This window comes from Micromonospora sp. DT62 (assembly GCF_049847285.1).
GTDB classification, from domain to species: Bacteria; Actinomycetota; Actinomycetes; order Mycobacteriales; family Micromonosporaceae; genus Micromonospora; species Micromonospora reichwaldensis.
In genome coordinates this window covers 455,191-474,759 of record NZ_JBNCOB010000001.1, presented here as the reverse complement: position 1 = coordinate 474,759, position 19,569 = coordinate 455,191, and the positions used below count along the sequence as shown (strand labels likewise).

The window sequence follows — 19,569 nt, the reverse complement described above, 5'->3', positions numbered from 1 at the left end:
GCCGGGTCCGCGATGACAGGGGTGACCCCACGCGCGGGGTCGGCGGCCGTGGGCGGCCGGACCGGCCCAGTCGTGGACGGGGGAGTGCCGTGCGGTTGACGGGGGTGTCGCCCGAGTCCGGCTGGACCGGCCTGTCGGTGCGGACCGCCCTGGCCAACGCGAGCACCCGTCCCGGGCTGCGGCTGCCGGGGCGGGTCACCGTCGTCGCCGGCTCCACCGACGTACCCGTACTGCACGTCCGGCTCGGCCTGGTCACCACGGCCGAGCCGGACGACCCGGAGGCGCCCCGTCGCCTGGTGCAGTTCCATCAGGCGACGGTGGCCGACGCCTTCGTGCTGCGGGCCGGGCGGGGCCGGTCGATCCCGTTCGAGTTCCCGCTGCCGTGGGAGACCCCGGTGACCGTGTTCGGCGGGGTGCCCCTGCTCAGCCTGCGGATGGGGCTGCGTACGGAGGTGGCGGTCGAGCCCGGCCTCGACCAGGGCGCGATGGTGCCGGTCTTCGTGCATCCGCTGCCCACCCAGGCGCACGTCCTGGCGGCGCTCGACACGCTCGGCTTCAGCATGCGGCAGGCCGGCCTGGTCGACGGGCGGCTGCCGGGGGTGGCGCAGACCCTGCCGCTGCACCAGCGGCTGGGCTACTGGGTGGCGCCGCTCTACGCCGGGCCGATCACCGAGCTGGAGCTGATCTTCATCGCCGAGCCGGCCGGCCTGGAGGTGATCCTCTGGCTGGACCGGCGGCTGGCCCTGGCCGGGATCACCCACCAGAGCATCAGCCGGTTCCGGGTCTGGCACGTCGGCGCCGACCAGCGGGACTGGATCGCGACCGTGGACGCCTGGCTGCGTACGGCGATCAACCGGCACGCCGCGGCCGCCGCGCACGCCGACTGGTCCGCGACCCTCTCCGGGTCGGCGCACGTCAGCCGCCCGCCGGACGAGCCGATCCATCCCGGCTTCGGGTTGGGCGGCACCGCCGGCGGAAGCGGCATCGGCGGCTCCGGCGGCGGCGACGGCACCTGACCGACCGGGTCAGGCGGTGGCGGTGGCCAGCTTGAGGCTGAAGCCGAGGAAGAGCGCGGCGACGCCCGTGGTGGCGCCGGCGGCCAGGCGGTGGCGCCGACGGAACTGGGCCGCCAGGAACGTGCCCGTGAAGATCAGCGCGGTCAGGTAGAGCGCGCTGGTGACCTGGGCGATCAGCCCGAGCAGCAGGAACGACAGCGCCGGCCAGGCGTAGCCCGGGTCCACGAACTGGATGAAGAACGAGACGAAGAAGAGGATCGCCTTCGGGTTGAGCAGGCTGATCACCAGCGCCTTGCGGAAGGGGCTGCGCAGCGCCGCCGGCCCCGCGGCGTCGATGAGCCGCGGGGTGGTCGGGTCGTTGCGGGTCCGCCAGCGTCGCCACGCGCCGCGCAGCATCGTCAACCCCACATAGCCGAGGTACGCGGCGCCGGCGTACTTGATCACCAGGAAGAGCGGCGGGTACGCCTGGACCAGCGACGCCACGCCGGCGGCGGAGAGGAACATGAGTATCCCGTCGCCGACGAAGACCCCGCCGGCAGCCCGGTAGCCGGTCGCCACGCCCCGCTGCGCGGCGGTGGAGAGCACGAAGAGGGAGTTGGGCCCGGGCAGCAGAACGATCGCCACGGTGCCCAGCACGTACGTCCAGATGTCGGTGATGCCCAGCACGCCCGCCATCATGGGGCCACGGGTGCCGTCCGGCGAAGCCTTTCCCGGAGCGTGACCTGTGCGTTCGGCCACTCGTCGACGATCATCGAATACTGCACGGTGTCCCGCCAGGAGCCGTCCGGGCGGAGCCGGTGCCGGCGCAGCACCCCCTCGCGGGACGCGCCGAGGCGCTCGATGGCCCGCTGCGAGCGCTCGTTGCGGATGTCGGTGTGCCAGACCACCCGCTCCGCGCCCAGCTCCTCGAAGGCGCGGGTGAGCAGCAGCAGCTTCGCCTCGGTGTTGATCGCGGTGCGCCACCAGGGCCGGCCCAGGTAGGTGTAGCCGATCGCCACCGCCCGGCGTTCCGGGTCCACCTCGTAGAAGGAGGTGGTGCCGACCACCGCGCCGGTCACCGCACAGCGCTGCACCCAGGGCACCCGCTCGCCCCGCCGGTGGGCGGCCAGCGCGGTGGCGATCCCGTCGGCGGTGCCGGCGGGGTCGGCCGGCTGCGGGCTGCCCAGGTGCCGCCAGACCTCCGGGTCGGCGGTCGCGGCGTGCAGCCCGTCGGCGTGCGCGAGGTCGAGCGGTTCCAGCAGCACGTGCTCCCCGCGCAGCACCGCCGGGTCGAGCCACGGCGAGGTCCGCTCCCGCAGGTACGCCGGCACCGGCACGGTCACCCCGGCGTCGGGTTCGGGCAGCCCGGCGGTCAGCCGCAGCGGCACCACCCCGGCCCAGTGCGGCAGGGCGAGGTCGGTCTCCTCCTCGCGTACGCCGCCGGTGCGGGCGCGCACCGACACCTCCCGCAACGGCAGGGCCAGCACCGCCGTCTCGGCCAGCTCCCGGCGCGACGGCGGACGGCTGTCGGCGCTGCGTCCCGCGCCGGCCTTCTCCACCAGGGCGGTCAGCATCCGCAGCTTCTCCCGCTGGTCGGTGACCAGGCGGGCGGTGCCGTGGGCGACCACCGAGCGGTAGTTGGCGCTGTGGTGGAACTGCGAGCGGCCGTAGACGAGGCCGTCGAGCAGGGTGACCGCGACGCAGACCGGCAGCCCGTCGCCCCGGGCGGCGAGCAGTGGCCGGCTGCCGGTGGAGCCGTGCAGGTAGAGGGTGTCGCCGACACGGACGTGCAGGGTGGGCAGCACCCGGGGTTCGCCGTCGACGGTGAACCCGAGCGCGCAGTCGTACGCCTCGTCGAGGATCGCGTGCGCGGCCGCCTCGTCGTAGCTCATCCGGTCCCGGGAGCGGCTGGCGGTGGTCCGGTCGGTGGGTGCGTACATGGCTCGACCTTTGTTCTAGTACAATCCCTGATTTGTGTCAGCACGCTATCAGGTCGTCGGTACGACGGCCGCCGAGATTTCGGCCAGCATCGAATCGGGCATCCGCTCCGCCGCCCTCGCCCCGGGCGACGCGCTGCCCCCGGTGCGGGAGCTCGCCGCCCGGCTCGCGGTGAGCCCGGCCACCGCGGCCCGGGCCTACCAGGAGCTGCGCCAGCGCGGCCTGGTGGTCACCGCCGGCCGGCACGGCACCCGGGTCCGGCCCCGACCGCCGGTCGCGTCCCGCCGCTCCGCGCTGCGCCCGCCGACCGCCCCCGGCCTGCGCGACCTCTCCCAGGGCGAGCCGGACGTGCGGCTGCTGCCGCCCCTCGGGGCGCACCTCGCCGGCCTCGCCGCCGCCGCGGGCGAGCCGGTCGGCTACCCCGCAACCGGGGTGCTGCCCGAACTGGCCGAGGCGGCCCGCGAGCGGCTGGCCGCCGACGGCGTACCGGCGACGGAGCTGACCGTCACCGGCGGCGCGCTGGACGGCATCGAGCGGCTGCTCGGCGCGCACCTGCGCCCCGGCGACGCGGTCGCGGTCGAGGACCCGGGCTGGGCCAACCTGCTCGACCTGGTCGCCGCGCTGGGGCTGCGGCCGATCGGCGTGCCGGTCGACGACGACGGTCCGCTGGTCGCCGGGGTCGCCGCCGCGCTCGCCGCCGGCGCACGGGCGCTGATCGTGACGAGCCGGGCACAGAACCCCACCGGCGCGGCGGTCTCCGCCGAGCGGGCCGGGGAGCTGCGCGCCCTGCTCGCCGGCCGGTCCGACCTGCTGCTGATCGAGGACGACCACGCCGCCGAGCTGGCCCGCGTACCGCTGCACCCGCTCGCCGGGGCGACCCCGGCGTGGGCCTTCCTCCGCTCGGTGAGCAAGCCCTTCGGCCCCGACCTGCGGCTGGCCGTGCTGGTGGGCGACGAGACCACGGTGGCCCGGGTGGCCGGCCGGGCCCGGGTCGGCGCCGGCTGGGTCTCCACCGTGCTGCAACGGCTCGTCCTGGCGCTCTGGCGGGACCCCGCCGTGGCCGGGCTGGTGGACCGGGCCGCCGGCAGCTACGAGCGGCGGCGCACGGCGCTGATCGACGCGCTCGCCGGCCACGGCCTGGTCGCCCACGGCCGCAGCGGCATCAACGTCTGGCTGCCGGTCGACGACGAGACCAGCGTGCTGACCGCGCTGCGCGACGCCGGCTGGGCGGTCGCGCCCGGCGCGCTGCACCGCATCGCCGGCCCGCCGGCGCTGCGGATCACCGTCAGCTCGCTGGACGAGGCGGAGATCCCGGCGCTGGCCGAGGCGGTCGCCCGGGCCGTCCGGCCCACCCCCGCCGCCGGCTTCACGGCGTGAGCCGGGAGCCTGCCGCGACCCCGGACGGCCGGGGTGGGCGACGCCGCGTCGCCACTCCGCCCACACCGTCCACTTTGTGCACACCGGCGTGTCCCTCCCGGCGGGTCCCCGCGCGTGTCCCCTCCCGCACCGGGTAGAACAGTCGCCATGGCCGAGCAGACCGAGACCGCGCCGGGCGCACAGAAGTTCATCCCGCCGCGCGCCGACACCCTCGACGACCTGCGCGCCGCCGCCGCCGGCTGCCGGGGCTGCGAGCTCCACCGGGACGCGTCGCAGACCGTCTTCGGTCGCGGTGACGCCGGCGCCCGGGTGGTCTTCGTCGGCGAGCAGCCCGGCGACCTGGAGGACCAGAAGGGCCTGCCGTTCGTCGGCCCCGCCGGCCGGTTGCTGCGCAGGGCGGTCGACGACGCCCGGCTCGACCCCGGCCACATCTACCTCACCAACGCGGTGAAGCACTTCCGCTTCGAGCTGCGCGGCAAGCGACGCATCCACCAGACCCCGGACCGGGTGCACGTCACCGCCTGCCGGCCCTGGCTGGTGGCCGAGTTCGCCCAGCTCCGCCCGGAGATCGTGGTGGTGCTCGGCGCCACCGCCGCCAAGGCCCTGCTCGGCCCGACGTTCCGGGTCACCCGCCAGCGCGGTGAGCTGCTGCCCTGGCCGGAGTCGGCCCAGCACCCGGAGGACTTCCGGCGGGTGCCGGTGGACTCCGCCGGCGCCGTCGCGGACGCGCCGCCGGCCCGGCTGCTGGCCACCATCCACCCGTCCGCCGTGCTGCGCGCCGACGACCAGGACAAGGCGTACGAGGGGCTGGTCGCCGACCTCACCGTGGCCGCCCGCGCCCTCGCCGGCTGACCGGCCGGCCCTCGCCGGTCAGTCCGGCGTCGTGATCTTGCCGTAGACGTCCTTGGCGACGATCCGACCGTCGCGCGTCCGGTAGACGTCCAGCCCGCGCAGCACCGTACCGTCCTCGGCCGGCGCCCACGCCCACTCGCAGACCGCCCGCTCGCCGTCCGCCCATACCACCCCAAGGGCCGGGCCTGGTCCGGGACCGAGCTGGCTGGCGAGGACCGCGCGCACCGCGTCGCGCCCCCGCACCGTGCCGGCCGGCCCGTCCCAGGCGCTGGGACAGTACGCGACGTCCTCGCTCAGGAAACCGACGACCGCGTCGAGGTCCCCCCGCTCCCAGGCCGCGTTGAACGCCTCAACCAAGCCCCGTGCGTCGGTCACGCCCGCACAGTAGCCCTCCGCCGCCCGGCCTCGCGGGAGCCTCCACGTCGATCTTGGACAGTTGCCGTTCGCCGCGAACGGCAACTGTCCAAGATTCGCCTTGAGCCGACCGGCGGACGGCCGATCGGCGGACGGCCGATCGGGCCGCGGCGGCGTCGGTGGGGGTGGGGGTGGGGTGGGGGTGGGGGTGGGGTGGGTGGTTGGGCCCCTGGGCAGGGTGGGTGAGCGGTGCCACACTTGCCGCCATGGAGCAGCATCTCTACGAGCGTGACCACGAGGAGTTCCGCGAGCTGTGCCGCGAGTTCCTGACCCGCGAGGCGGTGCCCCACCACGAGCGCTGGGAGGCCGACGGCATCGTCGACCGCGAGGTGTGGCGCCGGGCCGGGGCGGCCGGCCTGCTGGGCATGGACGTCGACGCGGAGTACGGCGGCGGCGGGCAGCGGGACTTCCGGTTCAACGCCGTGCTGGACGAGGAGATCGTCGCCAGCGGCTGCACGGGGCTCGGCTTCGGCCTGCACAACGACGTGGTGGCGCCGTACCTGAGCGAGCTGACCACCGACGAGCAGCGCAAGCGCTGGCTGCCCGGGTTCTGCTCCGGCGACCTGGTCACCGCGATCGCGATGAGCGAGCCCGGCGCCGGCTCCGACCTGGCCGGGATCCGCACGAGCGCGGTCCGCGACGGCGACGGCTGGGTGCTCAACGGCCAGAAGACCTTCATCACCAACGGGGAGATGGCCGACCTGGTGGTCGTGGTCGTGCGTACCGCGCCGGAGCAGGGCGCGCACGGGGTGAGCCTGGTCGCGGTGGAGAGCGGCACCCCCGGCTTCTCCCGGGGCCGGCGGCTGGCCAAGGTGGGGCTCAAGGCCAACGACACCGCCGAGTTGTTCTTCGACGACTGCCGGGTGCCGGCGGAGAACCTGATCGGCACCGAGAACCACGGCTTCTACCACCTGATGGCCAACCTGCCCCGGGAGCGGCTCAGCATCGCGGTCGTCGCGGTGGCCGCCGCCGAGCGGCTGCTCGCCGTCACCCTCGACTACGCCCGCTCCCGGCAGGCGTTCGGCCGGCCGATCGGCGCGTTCCAGCACAACCGCTTCCTGCTGGCCGAGCTGGACACCGAGGTCACCATCGCCCGTACCTTCGTCAACCACTGCGTCGCGGAGTACGGCGCCGGCCGGCTCTCGGTCACCGACGCGGCGAAGGCGAAGTGGTGGACCACCGAGCTGCAGAACAGGGTCGCCGACCGCTGCGTGCAGCTGCACGGCGGCTACGGCTACATGCTGGAGTACCCGGTGGCGAAGGCGTGGCTGGACGGGCGGGTGCAGACGATCTACGGCGGCACCACCGAGATCATGAAGGAGATCATCGGCCGGGGCCTCGGGTTGTAGCGTCGACGGGCTGCCGGGTGGCGGGGCGGGTGCGCAAGGATGAGATGGCACCTCGCCCCTTACCTCGAAGGAGCCGCCATGGCCACCGACCTCGCCGCGCCGCTCGTCGCCGCCGACGTCGCGCCCATCCAGCGGCGTACCCTGCGGCTGCTCTTCGTCACCCAGATCGTCGGCGGGATCGGGGTGACCATCGGCGTCGCCGTCGGGGCGCTGCTCGCCTCCGACGTCGCCGGTACCGCCGTCGCGGGCCTGGTCAGCAGTTCCGCCGTGGTGGGCGGGGCGTTGCTCGCCGTGCCGGTCACCCGGATCATGACCGTGCGTGGCCGACGGCCCGGCCTGGTCGTCGCGTACCTCACCGGCGCGGCCGGCGGCGCTCTGGTGGTCCTCGCCGCGGTGACCCGCTGGGTCCCGCTGCTCTTCCTCGGCATGCTCCTGTTCGGCGGCGGCAGCGCGGCCAACCTCCAGGCCCGCTACACGGCGGTGGACCTGGCTGAGCCGGCGCGCCGGGGCCGCCAGCTCTCGTTGATCGTCTGGGCCACCACCATCGGCGCGGTCGCCGCGCCGAACTTCGCCTCGCTCGCCGACCGCACGACCAGCGGCTGGGGGCTGCCGACGCTGGCCGGTCCGTTCGCGTTCAGCGCCGTCGCGCTCGTGCTGGCCGCCGGGGCGATCCTGGCGCTGCTGCGGCCGGACCCGCTGCTCACGGCGCGCCGGCTGGCGGCGGCCGGCACCCCGGCGACCTCCGTCGTCGCGCCGGCACCGACCGCCCGGCGCGGTGCGGGCATGCGGGCCGCCTGGGCGGTGGTACGCGCGCGGCCGGCCGCCCGGCTCGGCATCGTCGCGGTGGCGGTCGGCCACCTGGTCATGGTCGCGGTGATGGTGATGACCCCGGTGCGCCTGCACGAGTGGCACGACGACGCCGACGTGCTGCGGGTGGTCGGTCTCGTGCTGAGCCTGCACATCGCCGGCATGTACGCGCTCGCCCCGGTGGCGGGCTGGCTCACCGACCGGGTCGGTCGCCGGGCGGTGATCCTCGGCGGCGTCGGGCTGCTGCTCACGGCGTGCGCGGTCGCCGGCACGGCCGGGCACCACACGGCCTGGCTCTCGGTCGGGTTGTTCCTGCTCGGCCTGGGCTGGTCGGGGACCATGGTCGCGGGCTCGACGCTGCTGTCGGAGTCCGTGCCGGTGGGGATCCGGCCGAGCGTGCAGGGGCTCTCCGACCTGACCATGGGCCTGGCCGGCGCCGCCGCCGGGGCGGTCAGCGGGTTTGTCGTGGAGGCGGCCGGTTACCCGGTGCTCACCGGGCTCGCGGCGGTCGCGGTGGTGCCCCTGGTGACGCTAGCGTTGCGGCCGGTGCCGGTGGGGGCACCGGACGAGGAGGACTGATCACGTGCGGCTGACCGACTTCTGGTCCCGGCTGGAGGAGGCCTTCGGGCCCGGCTACGCGGGCAGCATCGCCCGCGACCAGGTGCTCTCGCAGCTCGGTGGGCGGACCATCGAGCAGGCCCTGGCGTCGGGTGAGCAGACCCACGTGGTGTGGCGGGCGGTCTGCGCCGCCTATCCCGACCGGGTGCCCGCGCGGCTACGCTGATCAGCCGTTTCGTGGCTTCCGCGTGTCGCTTGCCGCCTCGTACACCTGTTCGGCTATTGTCCACAGCGGGGTGCTCGTCCACAGCTCACGGCCGGTCGGCTGGTTTTCTGTCGGACCCAGCGCCTAGCGTGTCCGCGTGACGCGAAGCTCAGGAAAGACGCCGGCGAAGGCAGGGGTGGCAAACATGGCCGCAGGGCCCGACCGGGAGAAGGCACTCGACCTTGCTCTCGCTCAGATCGACAAGCAGTTCGGCAAGGGTTCGGTGATGCGGCTGGGAGAGCGGCCGGTCGTCCAGACCTCGGTGATTCCGACGGGTTCGATCGCGCTCGACGTGGCGCTCGGCGTGGGCGGTCTGCCCCGGGGCCGGGTCGTCGAGATCTACGGCCCGGAGTCCAGCGGTAAGACCACGGTGGCCCTGCACGCGGTGGCCAACGCCCAGCGGGCCGGCGGCATCGCCGCCTTCGTCGACGCCGAGCACGCGCTCGACCCGGAATACGCCAAGGCCCTCGGCGTCGACACCGACTCCCTGCTGGTCTCCCAGCCGGACACCGGCGAGCAGGCGCTGGAGATCGTGGACATGCTGGTCCGCTCCGGCGCGATCGACATCATCGTGATCGACTCGGTGGCGGCCCTGGTGCCGCGCGCCGAGATCGAGGGCGAGATGGGCGACAGCCACGTGGGCCTCCAGGCCCGGCTGATGAGCCAGGCGCTGCGGAAGATCACCGGTGTGCTCAACAACACCGGCACCACGGCGATCTTCATCAACCAGCTCCGCGAGAAGATCGGCGTGATGTTCGGCAGCCCCGAGACCACCACGGGCGGCCGGGCGCTGAAGTTCTACGCCTCGGTCCGGCTCGACGTGCGCCGCATCGAGAGCCTCAAGGACGGCACCGACGTGGTCGGTAACCGCACCCGGTGCAAGGTCGTGAAGAACAAGGTCGCCGCGCCGTTCAAGCAGGCCGAGTTCGACATCATGTACGGCAAGGGCATCTCCCGCGAGGGCTCGCTGATCGACGTGGGCGTGGAGCAGGCGATCATCCGCAAGTCCGGCGCCTGGTACACGTACGACGGCGACCAGCTCGGCCAGGGCAAGGAGAAGGCCCGGGAGTTCCTCAAGGAAAACCCGGATGTCGCCGCCGAGATCGAGAAGAAGATCCTCGAGAAGCTCGGCGTCGGGGTGGGCGCGGGCGACGCCGCCGGTGGCCCGGAGCTGCCGCCGGTCGACTTCTGACCGGTCCCTGACCCGTGGCAGGACGACGCGCCCGCACCGGGCGGGGCTGGGATGCCAGCCCCGCCCGCGCGGGTGACGACAACACGCCTCGACCCCGTCGGGGCCGGCGCGGCCGTACCGACGACACCGATCCCGAGGCGCCCCCGGCCCCTCCGCGCGACGAGGCCGAGCTGGCGCGCGAGATCTGCCTGCGCCAGCTGGCCGTCCGGCCCCGCACCCGGGCCGAGCTGGCCGGGGCGCTGGCCAAGCGGGGTGTCTCCGACGAGATCTCGGCGGAGGTGCTCGACCGCTACGACGAGGTCGGCATCATCGACGACGCCGCCTTCGCCCGGGCCTGGGTGGCCAGCCGGCACTCCGGCCGGGGCCTGGCCCGCCGGGCACTCGCCAACGAGCTGCGCCAGCGCGGAGTGGACGGCGAGGTCGCGAGCGAGGCCCTCGGCGAGCTGGACGAGGAGACCGAGGCCGAGACCGCCCGCGCCCTGGTCGAGCGGAAGCTGCGCACCGCCCGGGGCGAGCCGGACGCGGTCTTCCGGCGGCTGGTGGCCATGCTGGCCCGCAAGGGCTACCCGCCGGGCGTGGCGATCCGGGCGGTGAAGGACGCGCTCGCCGCGCAGAGCGCCGAGGCTGCCGAGTTCGCCGAGCAGATCGATGCCGACGCGCTCGCCGACGCCGAGGGCGAACTGGAGCGGGACAGCCGCTCCCCCGGGTGAGCGGAGCGCCGGGCCGGAGAGGGCCCGCTGCTGAAGGCGCGTCGCGACGGGCCGCGTAGCCCGGCGGTGGGACCCGTGCTGGAGGCGTTTGTCGGCAGGGCCGCGGACCCGGCGGTGGGCGGAGGGAGACTTCGTGTTGAAGGCGTGCCTCAACGGGGCCCGAGGGCGTGACGAGCATCCGGCGGTGCCGGTCACCCCGGCCGAGCTGGCGGCCGACGCGGCCCGCTGCGCCGGGCTCGGCGCAGGGGCGGTGCACGTGCATCCCCGGGACTCCGCCGGCCGCGAGTCCCTGCACCCACTGGTGGTCGCCGCCGCGCTGGACGCGATCCGGGCCGCGCGACCGGGGCTGCCGGTGGGGGTGAGCACCGGGGCCTGGATCGAGGCGCAGCCGGCCGCCCGGGTGGCCGCGGTCCGGGCCTGGACCGTGCTGCCCGACTTCGCCTCGGTCAACGCTCACGAGCCGGGCGCGGAGGCGGTGGCGACGGCGCTGCACGAGCGGGGCGTCATGATCGAGGCGGGGCTGTGGACGGTCGACGCGGTCGGGGCGTACGCGCGGTGGCGGGCGCCGGCCGGGCGGATCCTGATCGAGTGCATGGCCGAGGACCCGGCGGTGGCGCTTGCGGACGCCGCCGCGCTGCTGGCCGCGCTGCCGTCCCCTGCGGCCGGGAGCCCGCCGGTCCTGCTGCATGCCGAGGGGCCGGCGCCCTGGCCGGTGCTGGCCGAGGCGGTGCGCCGGAGCCTGCACAGCCGCGTCGGGCTGGAGGACACGCTGTCACTGCCCGACGGCTCGCCCGCGCCGGACAACGCCGCACTGGTGGCGGCGGCACTGGCGGTGGGCGCCCGCTGACCCACCCGATCGGGGGAGTGGCGCACTCGTGGGCTCCGGCGAGCGTCGTGGCGCAGAGGGTTGCGTCACAGCCGGTCGGCGGTGCGCCGCCGGGTACGCGTACGGGCGCCGGGTGGCGCGTCGGCGGGTGCGTACGGGCCGCCGCGCTGAGCAGGGCCGACGCGTCGCGCGGCCCGATCCGCTGCCGTTTTGTCCGCCGGTGTCCGGGCGTTCATCAGCGTTGCGTGACGCGACAACTTCTCTCCGTTCGGGGGGTTTGATCATGAGTTCTTGACCGGAGCCCCCCGGGAGACCTAGCCTCGCCATACAGGCTCACATTGCCCGACCAAGCGCAGGCTAAGCGCACAACATAGATCGCGTAACGGAACAGCATCACTTTGGCCGATCCGATCGGCCATTGGCGGCAGCTTCGGACTGGCCGGTCCGACGCTGGCGCGACAACTGCACCCGGCCGTCGGCGATGCTCCCGCGTGGAGCACCGCCGACGGAAGCTACCCCACGGCCAGACGCTCCGGTCGGGCGTCCACAGCCGCAGGGTGCGTGCCCATCGGCACGGTCGCTGCGGTCCCGACGTTCAGGGGAGGCGGCCATGGCGAGGCGGCGCAGTTCCACCGGGGTCCCGACATGAGCGGGCCGGTCGGGCCGGGCCCTGTGGCCATCGGGCGGAGCGGGGCGCCGGCATGAGCGGGTTCGACATCGTGATCCTCGCCGTGGTGCTGGTCCTGACCGTGGTCGTGCTCGGGGCGGTGCTGCTCGGCGTACGGGCGCTGCGCCGGTTCAATGCGGCGCCGGCGCCCGAGGACCCCGCCTTCATCGCCGAGAAGGACCGGCAGGAGCAGTCCCTCGCGGCCCTGCGTACCGCCGCCGACGAGGCCAACAGCACGATCGACGTGGCGAAGTCCGCCGCCGCGGCGGCCCGCACCGAGGCGGCCGCCGCGAAGGCCGAGGCGAAGGCGGCCCGGGCGGAGGCCCGCCGGGTGCTCGACGACGCCCGGGCGGAGGCCGACACCGTCCTGGAGCGGGCCCACAAGCAGGCCGAGGCCGACGCGGAGCAGTTGCGGGCCACCGCCCGGCGCAGCGGCGAGCGGGAGGTCGCGGTGCTCGCCGCCACCACCCGGGAGCAGGCCGCCGAGGTGGACCGGCGGGCGGCCCGGATGGACGAGCGCGAGCGGCTGCACACCGAGGAGGTGGAGCGCTTCGCCGAGCGGGAACGGCAGCTCACCGCCGCCAGCGCGGCCCTGTCGGCCCGCGAGGCAGCCCTCGCCCAGCGCGAGGCCGAGCTGGCCGAGGCGGAGGAACAGCGGCGTCGCGAGCTGGAGCGGGTCGCCGGCCTCACCGCCGACGCGGCCCGGGCGGAGCTGATCGAGGCGATCGAGGTCCAGGCCAAGCGGGAGGCCGCCCTGCTGGTCCGCGACATCGAGTCCGACGCCCGCGGTACCGCCGAGCAGCGCGCCCGGCACATCGTCGTCGACGCCATCCAACGGGTCGCCAGCGAGCAGACCGCGGAGAGCGTGGTCAGCGTCCTGCACCTGCCCGGCGACGAGATGAAGGGGCGGATCATCGGCCGGGAGGGTCGCAACATCCGCGCCTTCGAGTCGGTCACCGGCGTGAACCTGATCATCGACGACACCCCCGAGGCGGTGCTGCTCTCCTGCTTCGACCCGGTGCGCCGGGAGGTCGGGCGGCTGACCCTGGAGAAGCTGATCCTGGACGGGCGGATCCACCCGCACCGCATCGAGGAGGTCTACGACCTGGCCCGCAACGAGGTGGAGGAGCTCTGCCAGCGGGCCGCCGAGGACGCCCTGGTCGAGGTCGGCATCACCGAGATCCACCCGGAGCTGGTCACCCTGCTCGGCCGGCTGCGCTACCGGACGTCGTACGGGCAGAACGTGCTCAAGCACCTGGTGGAGACCGCGCACATCGCCGGCATCATGGCCGCCGAGTTGCGGCTGGACGTGCCGATCATCAAGCGCTCGGCGTTCCTGCACGACATCGGCAAGGCGCTCACCCACGAGGTGGAGGGCAGCCACGCCATCATCGGCGCCGACCTCGCCCGCAAGTACGGCGAGAACGAGGACGTCGTGCACGCCATCGAGGCGCACCACAACGAGGTGCCGCCGCAGACCATCGAGGCCGTCCTCACCCAGGCGTCCGACGCCTGCTCGGGTGGCCGGCCGGGGGCCCGGCGGGAGAGCCTGGAGGCGTACGTCAAGCGGCTGGAGCGCATCGAGGAGATCGCGGCCGGCAAGCTGGGCGTGGAGAAGGTCTTCGCCATGCAGGCGGGCCGGGAGGTCCGGGTGATGGTCAAGCCGGACGACGTCGACGACATCGGCGCCGCCGTGCTGGCCCGGGACGTGGCCAAGCAGATCGAGGAGGAGCTGACCTACCCGGGTCAGATCCGGGTGACCGTGGTCCGCGAGTCCCGGGTCACCGAGATCGCCCGCTGACGGCGCGACCGACTTCCGTCACCAGGCTCGCGGATGGTGGCGCGACGCGAAGGGCCGGCCCGATCATCGTGGCCGGCCCTTCGTCGTACGTCAGGGTCAGATGCCCTGACCGGTGCTTTCCGACTGCGCGGCGAGCGCTGCCGGGGGCGGGTTCTGGGCGGGGGTGCCGGCGGTCTTGCGGCCCCGGGAGAGCCGGTGCTGGACGTACTGGGCCAGCTTCGACAGTGCGTAGTTCACCACGATGAAGAGCACCGCGATCACGACGTAGACCTGGATCGGGTTGCCCAGCACGCCGATGATCTGCTTGCCGATGTTCAGGGTCTCCTCGTAGCTGATGATGAAGCCCAGCGAGGTGTCCTTGAGTACCACGACGAGCTGGCTGATCAGCGCCGGCAGCATGATGCGGAACGCCTGCGGCAGCAGGATCATCCGGGTGGTCTGCGCCGGGGAGAGGCCGATCGCGGCTGCTGCCTCGGCCTGCCCGCCGGGCAGGCCCTCCATGCCGGAGCGGAGGATCTCGGCGATCACCACCGAGTTGTAGATGGTCAGGCCGATGACCAGGTACCACAGGTTGTCGAACGAGACGCCGAACTCGGGGAAGCCGCGGGCCACGAAGAAGATCGTGATGACCACGGGCAGGCCCCGGAACACCTCGACGCAGACCCGGGTGACCGCCGACAGCAGCACGCTCAGCCCGCGCAGCAGGTATGCCAGCGGGGTGGCGAACCCGGTGAACCGGCGCTGGGTCAGGCTCTTGAGCTGGATCCGCAGCACCGCGAGCAGGGTGCCGACCACCAGCGAGGAGACGATCGCCAGGGCGGCGGCGGTCAGCGTGTTCTTGAAGCCGAGGCCGATGCGGTCCCAGACCAGCGAGAAGTTCTCGTTGGCCGGGTCGATCAGCGGCCCCCAGAGCTCCATCGACAACTGGCCCTTGGCGTCCAGTGGGCGGTAGATCAGGAAGTACGCGCCGACGAGCAGCAGCACCGTCGCCGCCACGCTGCTGATGAGCGTGAGCCGGCGCTGCCGGGGACCGGGGACGTCGTAGAGGACGCTCTGCTGGCTCATCGGGCCACCGCCTGGCGCTTCTCGATCCGGTCGAGGAGCGCGCCGAGGGGGACGGTCATGATCAGGTATCCGATCGAGATGCCGATGGCGACGGGCACGAAGGCGTAGCCCTCGGCCCCGGTGAGCTGGTCGGCGGTCGCCGAGAGGTCGCCGACGACGCCGAAGAAGCCGACCAGGGCCGAGTTCTTGATCATCGCGATGATCACCGACCCGAGCGGTACCACCGAGGCCTTCCAGGACTGCGGCAGCACCACGTGGCGCAGGTTCTGGCCGAACGTGAGTCCCAGCGACCGGGCGGCCTCGGCCTGGCCGGCGGGCACGGCATTCACGCCGGAGCGCAGCGCCTCGCAGACGAACGCGGCGGTGTAGAGCACCAGCGCGACCAGCGCGAAGCGGAAGTACGGCAGGTCGGTGTCGAGCCGGCTGAACACCGCGTCCAGGCCGGGGATGCGCAGGAAGTCGGCGTTGGAGCCGAGCGCCGGCAGGCCGAACGCGGCGAAGAACATCACCACGGTCAGCGGCATGTTGCGGAAGATGTTGACGTAGCTGGTGCCGAGCGCCCGCAGCGGCGGCACCGGGGAGATCCGCAGCACCGCCAGGACGGCACCCAGGATCAGGGCGCCGACTGCGGCGAGTACGCAGATCTGGAGGGTGAGCCAGAATCCACCCGCGAAGACGTCGAACTTGTCGATGAGCACACTCACGGGCCGGTCTTCCTCCCCACCCTCCAGATCGAAGGAATCAGATCAGTAGCGGTTGACGGTCGGCGCGGAGCCCAGCTGGGCGCCGAACTTGCCGGCGGTGTTGTCCCAGGCCTTCTTCCAGCTGCCGTCCGCGTACGCCTTCTCCAGCGTGTCGTTGACGAAGTTGCGGAAGTCGGTGTCCTCCTTCTTCACCCCGAGGCCGTACGGCTCCTTGGTGAAGTTCTCGCCGGCCAGCTTGAACGACGCCTCGTCCTTGGCGATGTAGCCGAGCAGGATCACGTTGTCCGTGGTGACGGCGTCGACCTGGCCGCCCTTGAGGGCGTCGCGGCACTTGTCGTAGGTGTCGAAGAGCACCAGCTGGGTGGCGACGTCCTTGACGTGCTTCTTGATCTCCTCGGCCGGGGTGGAGCCGGTGACCGAGCAGACCTTCTTGGCGCCGTCCTTGAACGAGTCCGGGCCGGTGATGGTGCTGTCGTCCTTCTTCACCATGATGTTCTGGCCGGCCTCGTAGTACGGCCCGGCGAACGCGATGCGCTCCTTGCGCTTGTCGTTGATCGTGTAGGTGGCGGCGACCAGGTCGACCGTGCCGTTCACGATGACGTCCTCGCGGACCTTCGAGGGGGCCTCGACCCACTCGATCTTGTCCTCGGGGATGCCCAGCTCCTTGACGATGATCTTCGCGACCTCGACGTCGAAGCCCTCCGGCTTACCGGACAGGCCCTTCTGGCCGAAGCCGGGCTGGTCGAACTTCGTGCCGATCTTGATGGCCTGGGCCTTGTTGAGACGCTCCATCGTGCTGCCGGCGGCGAAGGACTTGCTGCCGGCGCCGGTGCCCTCGTCGGCGTCGTCGCCACCGCAGGCGGTCATGCCGAGCGCCAGGGTGGCGGCCGCCGCGAGCGCCGCTACGCGCGTGATACGCATACACTTCTCCTTCTTCGACGGAACCCGCCGGGGGACGGCGCGCTCCAGGTACGGACGCCTAGTGCGTGAGGATCTTGGACAGGAAGTCCTTGGCGCGCTCGCTGCGCGGGTTGGCGAAGAACTCGGCCGGCGGCGCGTCCTCGACCAACTGGCCGTCGGCCATGAAGATGACGCGGTTCGCCGCGTGCCGGGCGAAGCCCATCTCGTGGGTCACCACGACCATGGTCATGCCCTCGCTGGCCAGCGACGTCATCACGTCCAGCACCTCGCCGACCATCTCCGGGTCCAGCGCGCTGGTCGGCTCGTCGAAGAGCATCGCCTTGGGCTGCATGGCCAGCGCCCGGGCGATCGCCACCCGCTGCTGCTGGCCGCCGGAGAGTTGGGCGGGGAACTTGTCGGCCTGGTTGGCGATGCCGACCCGGTCCAGCAGGGCCAGGCCGCGCTCGCGCGCCGCCGCCGGCTTCTCCTTGCGGACCTTGACCGGCCCGAGGGTGACGTTCTCGAGGATCGTCTTGTGCGCGAAGAGGTTGAACGACTGGAACACCATGCCGACCTCGCTGCGCAGCTTCGCCAGCGCCTTGCCCTCGGCCGGCAGCGGCTGCCCGTCGAAGGTGATCGTGCCGGAGCTGATCGGTTCGAGGCGGTTGATGGTGCGGCACAGCGTCGACTTGCCGGAGCCCGACGGGCCGATCACCACGACCACCTCGCCGCGCCCGACCGACAGCGAGACGTCGTCCAGCACGTGCAGCGGCCCGAACCACTTGTTGACCGAGTCCAGCACGATGAGCGGTTCGCCCGTCGTCACGTCGTTCACCGTCCCTGTCGTCGCGCGGGGTCGGGTGACCCCCGGTTGGGCAACTGTAGGCGGGGGGATGTGGCGCGACGCAACTCAGTTGGTCACGGAGCGATAACACCAGTTCGGAACGGGGTCAAGAGACCGATTTTGACCGCGATCGGGGCCCGCCGGTTGCCATCGGATGGAGCTGTTCGGCGATCATGTGGGGATGACCGAACCGGTACGGCTCACCCGGTACGCCCGGGGCGGCGGCTGCGCGTGCAAGATCCCCCCGGGGGAGCTGGAGACCATGGTCGCCGGGCTCGGTCCGGCCACCGGCACCGCCGAGCTGCTCGTCGGGCTCGATCACGGCGACGACGCCGCGGTGGTCCGGCTCGACGAGCGCACCGGCCTGGTCACCACGGCCGACTTCTTCACCCCGGTGGTCGACGACGCGTACGACTGGGGGCGCATCGCCGCGACGAACGCCCTCTCCGACGTGTACGCCATGGGCGGCACCCCCTTGGTCGCGCTCAACCTGCTCTGCTGGCCGCGTGACGTGCTGCCGCTGGAGCTGGCCCGGGAGGTGCTGCGCGGCGGGCAGGACGTGGCCCGCGACGCCGGCTGCCACCTCGCCGGCGGGCACAGCGTCGACGACGAGGGCCCCAAGTACGGGCTGGCCGTCACCGGCGTGGTCCGGCCGGAGGAGCTGATCACCCTGGACGCCGGCCGGGCGGGTCTGCCGCTGTCGCTGACCAAGCCGCTCGGCGTCGGGGTGCTCAACACCCGGCACAAGGCCACCGGCGAGAGTTTCCCCGAGGCGGTCGCCGCGATGACCACCCTCAACCGCGACGCGGCGCGGGCCGCGGTGGCGGCCGGCGTCCGCTGCGGCACCGACGTGACCGGCTTCGGTCTGCTCGGACACGCGTCCAAGCTGGCCCGGGCGAGCCGCCTGACGGTGGCGATCGACGCGGCCCGGGTGCCCTACCTGGCCGGCGCCCGGGAAGCGGTACGCGACGGGCACGTCAGCGGCGGCAGCCGGCGCAACCTGGAGTGGGTCACCGGGTGGACCGACTTCGGCGGTGTCAGCGAGGAGGAGCGGCTGCTGCTGGCCGACGCGCAGACCTCGGGCGGCCTGCTGGTCGCCGGCGAACTGCCGGGCGCCACCGTGATCGGCGAGCTGCTGCCGCCCGGGGAGCACCGCATCGTCGTGCGCTGAGGACGTGCCGGCGTGTGACGTCCGGATCGGGCCACCGTACCCGATAAACTGTCATCTTTCCGCTACTCGGAGCAATGGCGCTCGGGGAAATTTTGCCCGGAATGGTCACAGACCGGTAACTTGCCCCCGGCTGAGGTCATATGCACCCCACCATCGTCAGTAAGGCCCGATCCGGAGGCCGGTGGGACGAGCACAGCGAGGAGGCGGCATGACCGAGCTGTGGAACTGGAGAATCGAGCAGGTGCGGCCGGTGGAGGCCTACCCGGCACTGGCCGAGGCGCTCGGCCGGGTGGTGATGCCCCTGGCGGCGGCGGACCCCGCCCGCCTGCCGACGTACGCGGTGATCTGCGACGTCTGGCAGGCGCCGGGGGAGTTCGCCACGATCGTGGACTGCTACGGGGTGCCCGAAGGGCTCTCCGAACACGGCAGCATCGCCACGCTGGCGCGGCTGCTGGACCGCAACTGCCTGCTGCGCGACGACACGCTGGACGCGGGGCGGCACCTGCTCGTCGCGCCCGACGGCACGATCCGGCCGGTGCACTTCGACGTCCGGGAGACCGACGACGGCGAGGTGCTCGCCGACCAGCGGCTGTGCACCGACGCCGACCCCCGCTGTCGCGGCTGGTCGCAGTGCCACCGCTCGCGCTGGGCACCGGACTCGGTGCTCCCGGCGCTCGCCGCCGCCTGACCCGCGCACCGCTGCCGGCTTCCGTGCCGGCACGGCGGAGACAGCCCGGGAGCCGGCCGGCGGAGACAGCCCCGGAGCCGGCCGGCGGAGACAGCCCGGGAGCCGGCCGGCGCAGGGAGCCCGGGGGCCGGGCCGGCGGGGGCGGGACCCCCGTCCCGGCCCGGCGGCGGGATCAGCTCGCCGGGCTGGCGGAGCGGCCGCCGCGTACCTCCAACTCGGCGAGCAGGGTCGCGGTGGCCGCGGCGACGGCGGCGACCGCCGCGTCGAAGGCCGCGGCGTTGTGGGCGGCGGGCTTGCGGAAACCCGAGATCTTGCGGACGTACTGCAACGCCGCCGCGTCGACGTCGCCCGGGGTCACCTCGGCGACGTACGGCTCACGTAGGGTCTTGATGCTCCGGCACACGGCTCCTCCTCGTTAAGTCCGGTCGGTGGGCCCGGATACGCTG

The 19,569-nt window shown here is 73.4% G+C and carries 20 protein-coding genes; 12 read left to right on the top strand and 8 right to left on the bottom strand.

Annotated elements, in window-relative coordinates:
- Nucleotides 1-89 precede the first annotated feature (89 nt).
- On the top strand, nt 90-1,016 hold the full coding sequence (locus ACPXCB_RS02125) for a sporulation protein (RefSeq protein WP_425871618.1): 927 nt from the start codon (nt 90-92) through the stop codon (nt 1,014-1,016).
- Nucleotides 1,017-1,025: 9 nt separating this feature from the next.
- Here the strand turns inward: ACPXCB_RS02125 and leuE are convergent, their stop codons facing one another.
- Both leuE and ACPXCB_RS02115 read right to left on the bottom strand, forming a co-directional pair.
- The gene (gene leuE, locus ACPXCB_RS02120; protein ID WP_425871616.1) at nt 1,026-1,694 is read right to left on the bottom strand and encodes a leucine efflux protein LeuE; all 669 of its coding nucleotides are present in this window, start codon (nt 1,692-1,694) and stop codon (nt 1,026-1,028) included.
- Entirely contained in the window at nt 1,691-2,935 is a 1,245-nt protein-coding gene (locus ACPXCB_RS02115; RefSeq protein WP_425871614.1) for a bifunctional pyridoxamine 5'-phosphate oxidase family protein/GNAT family N-acetyltransferase, read from the bottom strand. Before ACPXCB_RS02115 ends, leuE begins: the two co-directional genes overlap by 4 nt.
- Nucleotides 2,936-2,969: 34 nt before the next feature.
- On the opposite strand from ACPXCB_RS02115, the gene ACPXCB_RS02110 reads away from it, so the two are divergent.
- Nucleotides 2,970-4,310 carry an aminotransferase class I/II-fold pyridoxal phosphate-dependent enzyme gene (locus ACPXCB_RS02110; RefSeq protein ID WP_425871612.1) on the top strand — a complete coding sequence of 447 codons (1,341 nt, stop codon included), beginning with the start codon at nt 2,970-2,972 and terminating at the stop codon, nt 4,308-4,310.
- A 147-nt stretch (nt 4,311-4,457) separates the two neighbouring features.
- The gene (locus ACPXCB_RS02105) at nt 4,458-5,162 is read left to right on the top strand and encodes a UdgX family uracil-DNA binding protein (RefSeq protein ID WP_151453939.1); all 705 of its coding nucleotides are present in this window, start codon (nt 4,458-4,460) and stop codon (nt 5,160-5,162) included.
- Nucleotides 5,163-5,180: 18 nt separating this feature from the next.
- Here the strand turns inward: ACPXCB_RS02105 and ACPXCB_RS02100 are convergent, their stop codons facing one another.
- On the bottom strand, nt 5,181-5,537 hold the full coding sequence (locus tag ACPXCB_RS02100; protein WP_425871610.1) for a nuclear transport factor 2 family protein: 357 nt from the start codon (nt 5,535-5,537) through the stop codon (nt 5,181-5,183).
- Between the two features lie 245 nt (nt 5,538-5,782).
- Between ACPXCB_RS02100 and ACPXCB_RS02095 the strand changes: the two genes are divergently transcribed.
- From ACPXCB_RS02095 to rny, 7 genes are all read left to right on the top strand, one after another.
- Complete coding sequence (locus ACPXCB_RS02095) at nt 5,783-6,925, top strand: acyl-CoA dehydrogenase family protein (protein WP_425871608.1); 1,143 nt, start codon at nt 5,783-5,785, stop codon at nt 6,923-6,925.
- A gap of 78 nt (nt 6,926-7,003) precedes the next feature.
- Nucleotides 7,004-8,311: an MFS transporter gene (locus ACPXCB_RS02090; RefSeq protein WP_425871606.1), complete on the top strand. Its 1,308-nt coding sequence runs from the start codon at nt 7,004-7,006 to the stop codon at nt 8,309-8,311.
- A gap of 4 nt (nt 8,312-8,315) precedes the next feature.
- A complete protein-coding gene (locus tag ACPXCB_RS02085) occupies nt 8,316-8,516 on the top strand; it encodes a DUF3046 domain-containing protein (protein WP_121395993.1) in 201 nt (66 codons plus the stop codon).
- A 184-nt stretch (nt 8,517-8,700) separates the two neighbouring features.
- The gene (recA, locus tag ACPXCB_RS02080; protein WP_311414238.1) at nt 8,701-9,747 is read left to right on the top strand and encodes a recombinase RecA; all 1,047 of its coding nucleotides are present in this window, start codon (nt 8,701-8,703) and stop codon (nt 9,745-9,747) included.
- Between the two features lie 14 nt (nt 9,748-9,761).
- Nucleotides 9,762-10,457 carry a regulatory protein RecX gene (locus ACPXCB_RS02075; protein ID WP_425871603.1) on the top strand — a complete coding sequence of 232 codons (696 nt, stop codon included), beginning with the start codon at nt 9,762-9,764 and terminating at the stop codon, nt 10,455-10,457.
- Between the two features lie 133 nt (nt 10,458-10,590).
- Nucleotides 10,591-11,304 carry a 3-keto-5-aminohexanoate cleavage protein gene (locus ACPXCB_RS02070; RefSeq protein ID WP_425871601.1) on the top strand — a complete coding sequence of 238 codons (714 nt, stop codon included), beginning with the start codon at nt 10,591-10,593 and terminating at the stop codon, nt 11,302-11,304.
- Between the two features lie 680 nt (nt 11,305-11,984).
- On the top strand, nt 11,985-13,751 hold the full coding sequence (rny, locus tag ACPXCB_RS02065) for a ribonuclease Y (protein ID WP_425871599.1): 1,767 nt from the start codon (nt 11,985-11,987) through the stop codon (nt 13,749-13,751).
- 96 nt (nt 13,752-13,847) lie between these two features.
- Here the strand turns inward: rny and ACPXCB_RS02060 are convergent, their stop codons facing one another.
- From ACPXCB_RS02060 to ACPXCB_RS02045, 4 genes are read right to left on the bottom strand one after another with little or no spacing between them, the layout of a single operon-like run.
- A complete protein-coding gene (locus ACPXCB_RS02060) occupies nt 13,848-14,816 on the bottom strand; it encodes an amino acid ABC transporter permease (protein ID WP_425871597.1) in 969 nt (322 codons plus the stop codon).
- Nucleotides 14,813-15,520 carry an amino acid ABC transporter permease gene (locus ACPXCB_RS02055; RefSeq protein WP_425871595.1) on the bottom strand — a complete coding sequence of 236 codons (708 nt, stop codon included), beginning with the start codon at nt 15,518-15,520 and terminating at the stop codon, nt 14,813-14,815. The genes ACPXCB_RS02060 and ACPXCB_RS02055 overlap by 4 nt, the downstream gene beginning before the upstream one ends.
- A gap of 42 nt (nt 15,521-15,562) precedes the next feature.
- Nucleotides 15,563-16,441 carry a glutamate ABC transporter substrate-binding protein gene (locus ACPXCB_RS02050; RefSeq protein ID WP_425871593.1) on the bottom strand — a complete coding sequence of 293 codons (879 nt, stop codon included), beginning with the start codon at nt 16,439-16,441 and terminating at the stop codon, nt 15,563-15,565.
- 58 nt (nt 16,442-16,499) lie between these two features.
- The gene (locus ACPXCB_RS02045) at nt 16,500-17,255 is read right to left on the bottom strand and encodes an amino acid ABC transporter ATP-binding protein (protein ID WP_357087207.1); all 756 of its coding nucleotides are present in this window, start codon (nt 17,253-17,255) and stop codon (nt 16,500-16,502) included.
- A gap of 184 nt (nt 17,256-17,439) precedes the next feature.
- Here ACPXCB_RS02045 and selD point away from each other — a divergent pair, with 184 nt between their 5' ends.
- On the top strand, nt 17,440-18,435 hold the full coding sequence (selD, locus tag ACPXCB_RS02040; protein WP_425872123.1) for a selenide, water dikinase SelD: 996 nt from the start codon (nt 17,440-17,442) through the stop codon (nt 18,433-18,435).
- A gap of 208 nt (nt 18,436-18,643) precedes the next feature.
- Nucleotides 18,644-19,123, top strand: a complete 480-nt coding sequence (locus ACPXCB_RS02035; RefSeq protein ID WP_425871591.1) for a hypothetical protein — start codon at nt 18,644-18,646, stop codon at nt 19,121-19,123.
- Nucleotides 19,124-19,295: 172 nt separating this feature from the next.
- On the opposite strand, the gene ACPXCB_RS02030 is transcribed toward ACPXCB_RS02035, so the two are convergent.
- Nucleotides 19,296-19,526, bottom strand: coding sequence for a DUF2277 family protein (locus ACPXCB_RS02030; protein ID WP_132232942.1), 231 nt, complete (start codon nt 19,524-19,526; stop codon nt 19,296-19,298).
- Nucleotides 19,527-19,569: the final 43 nt, after the last annotated feature.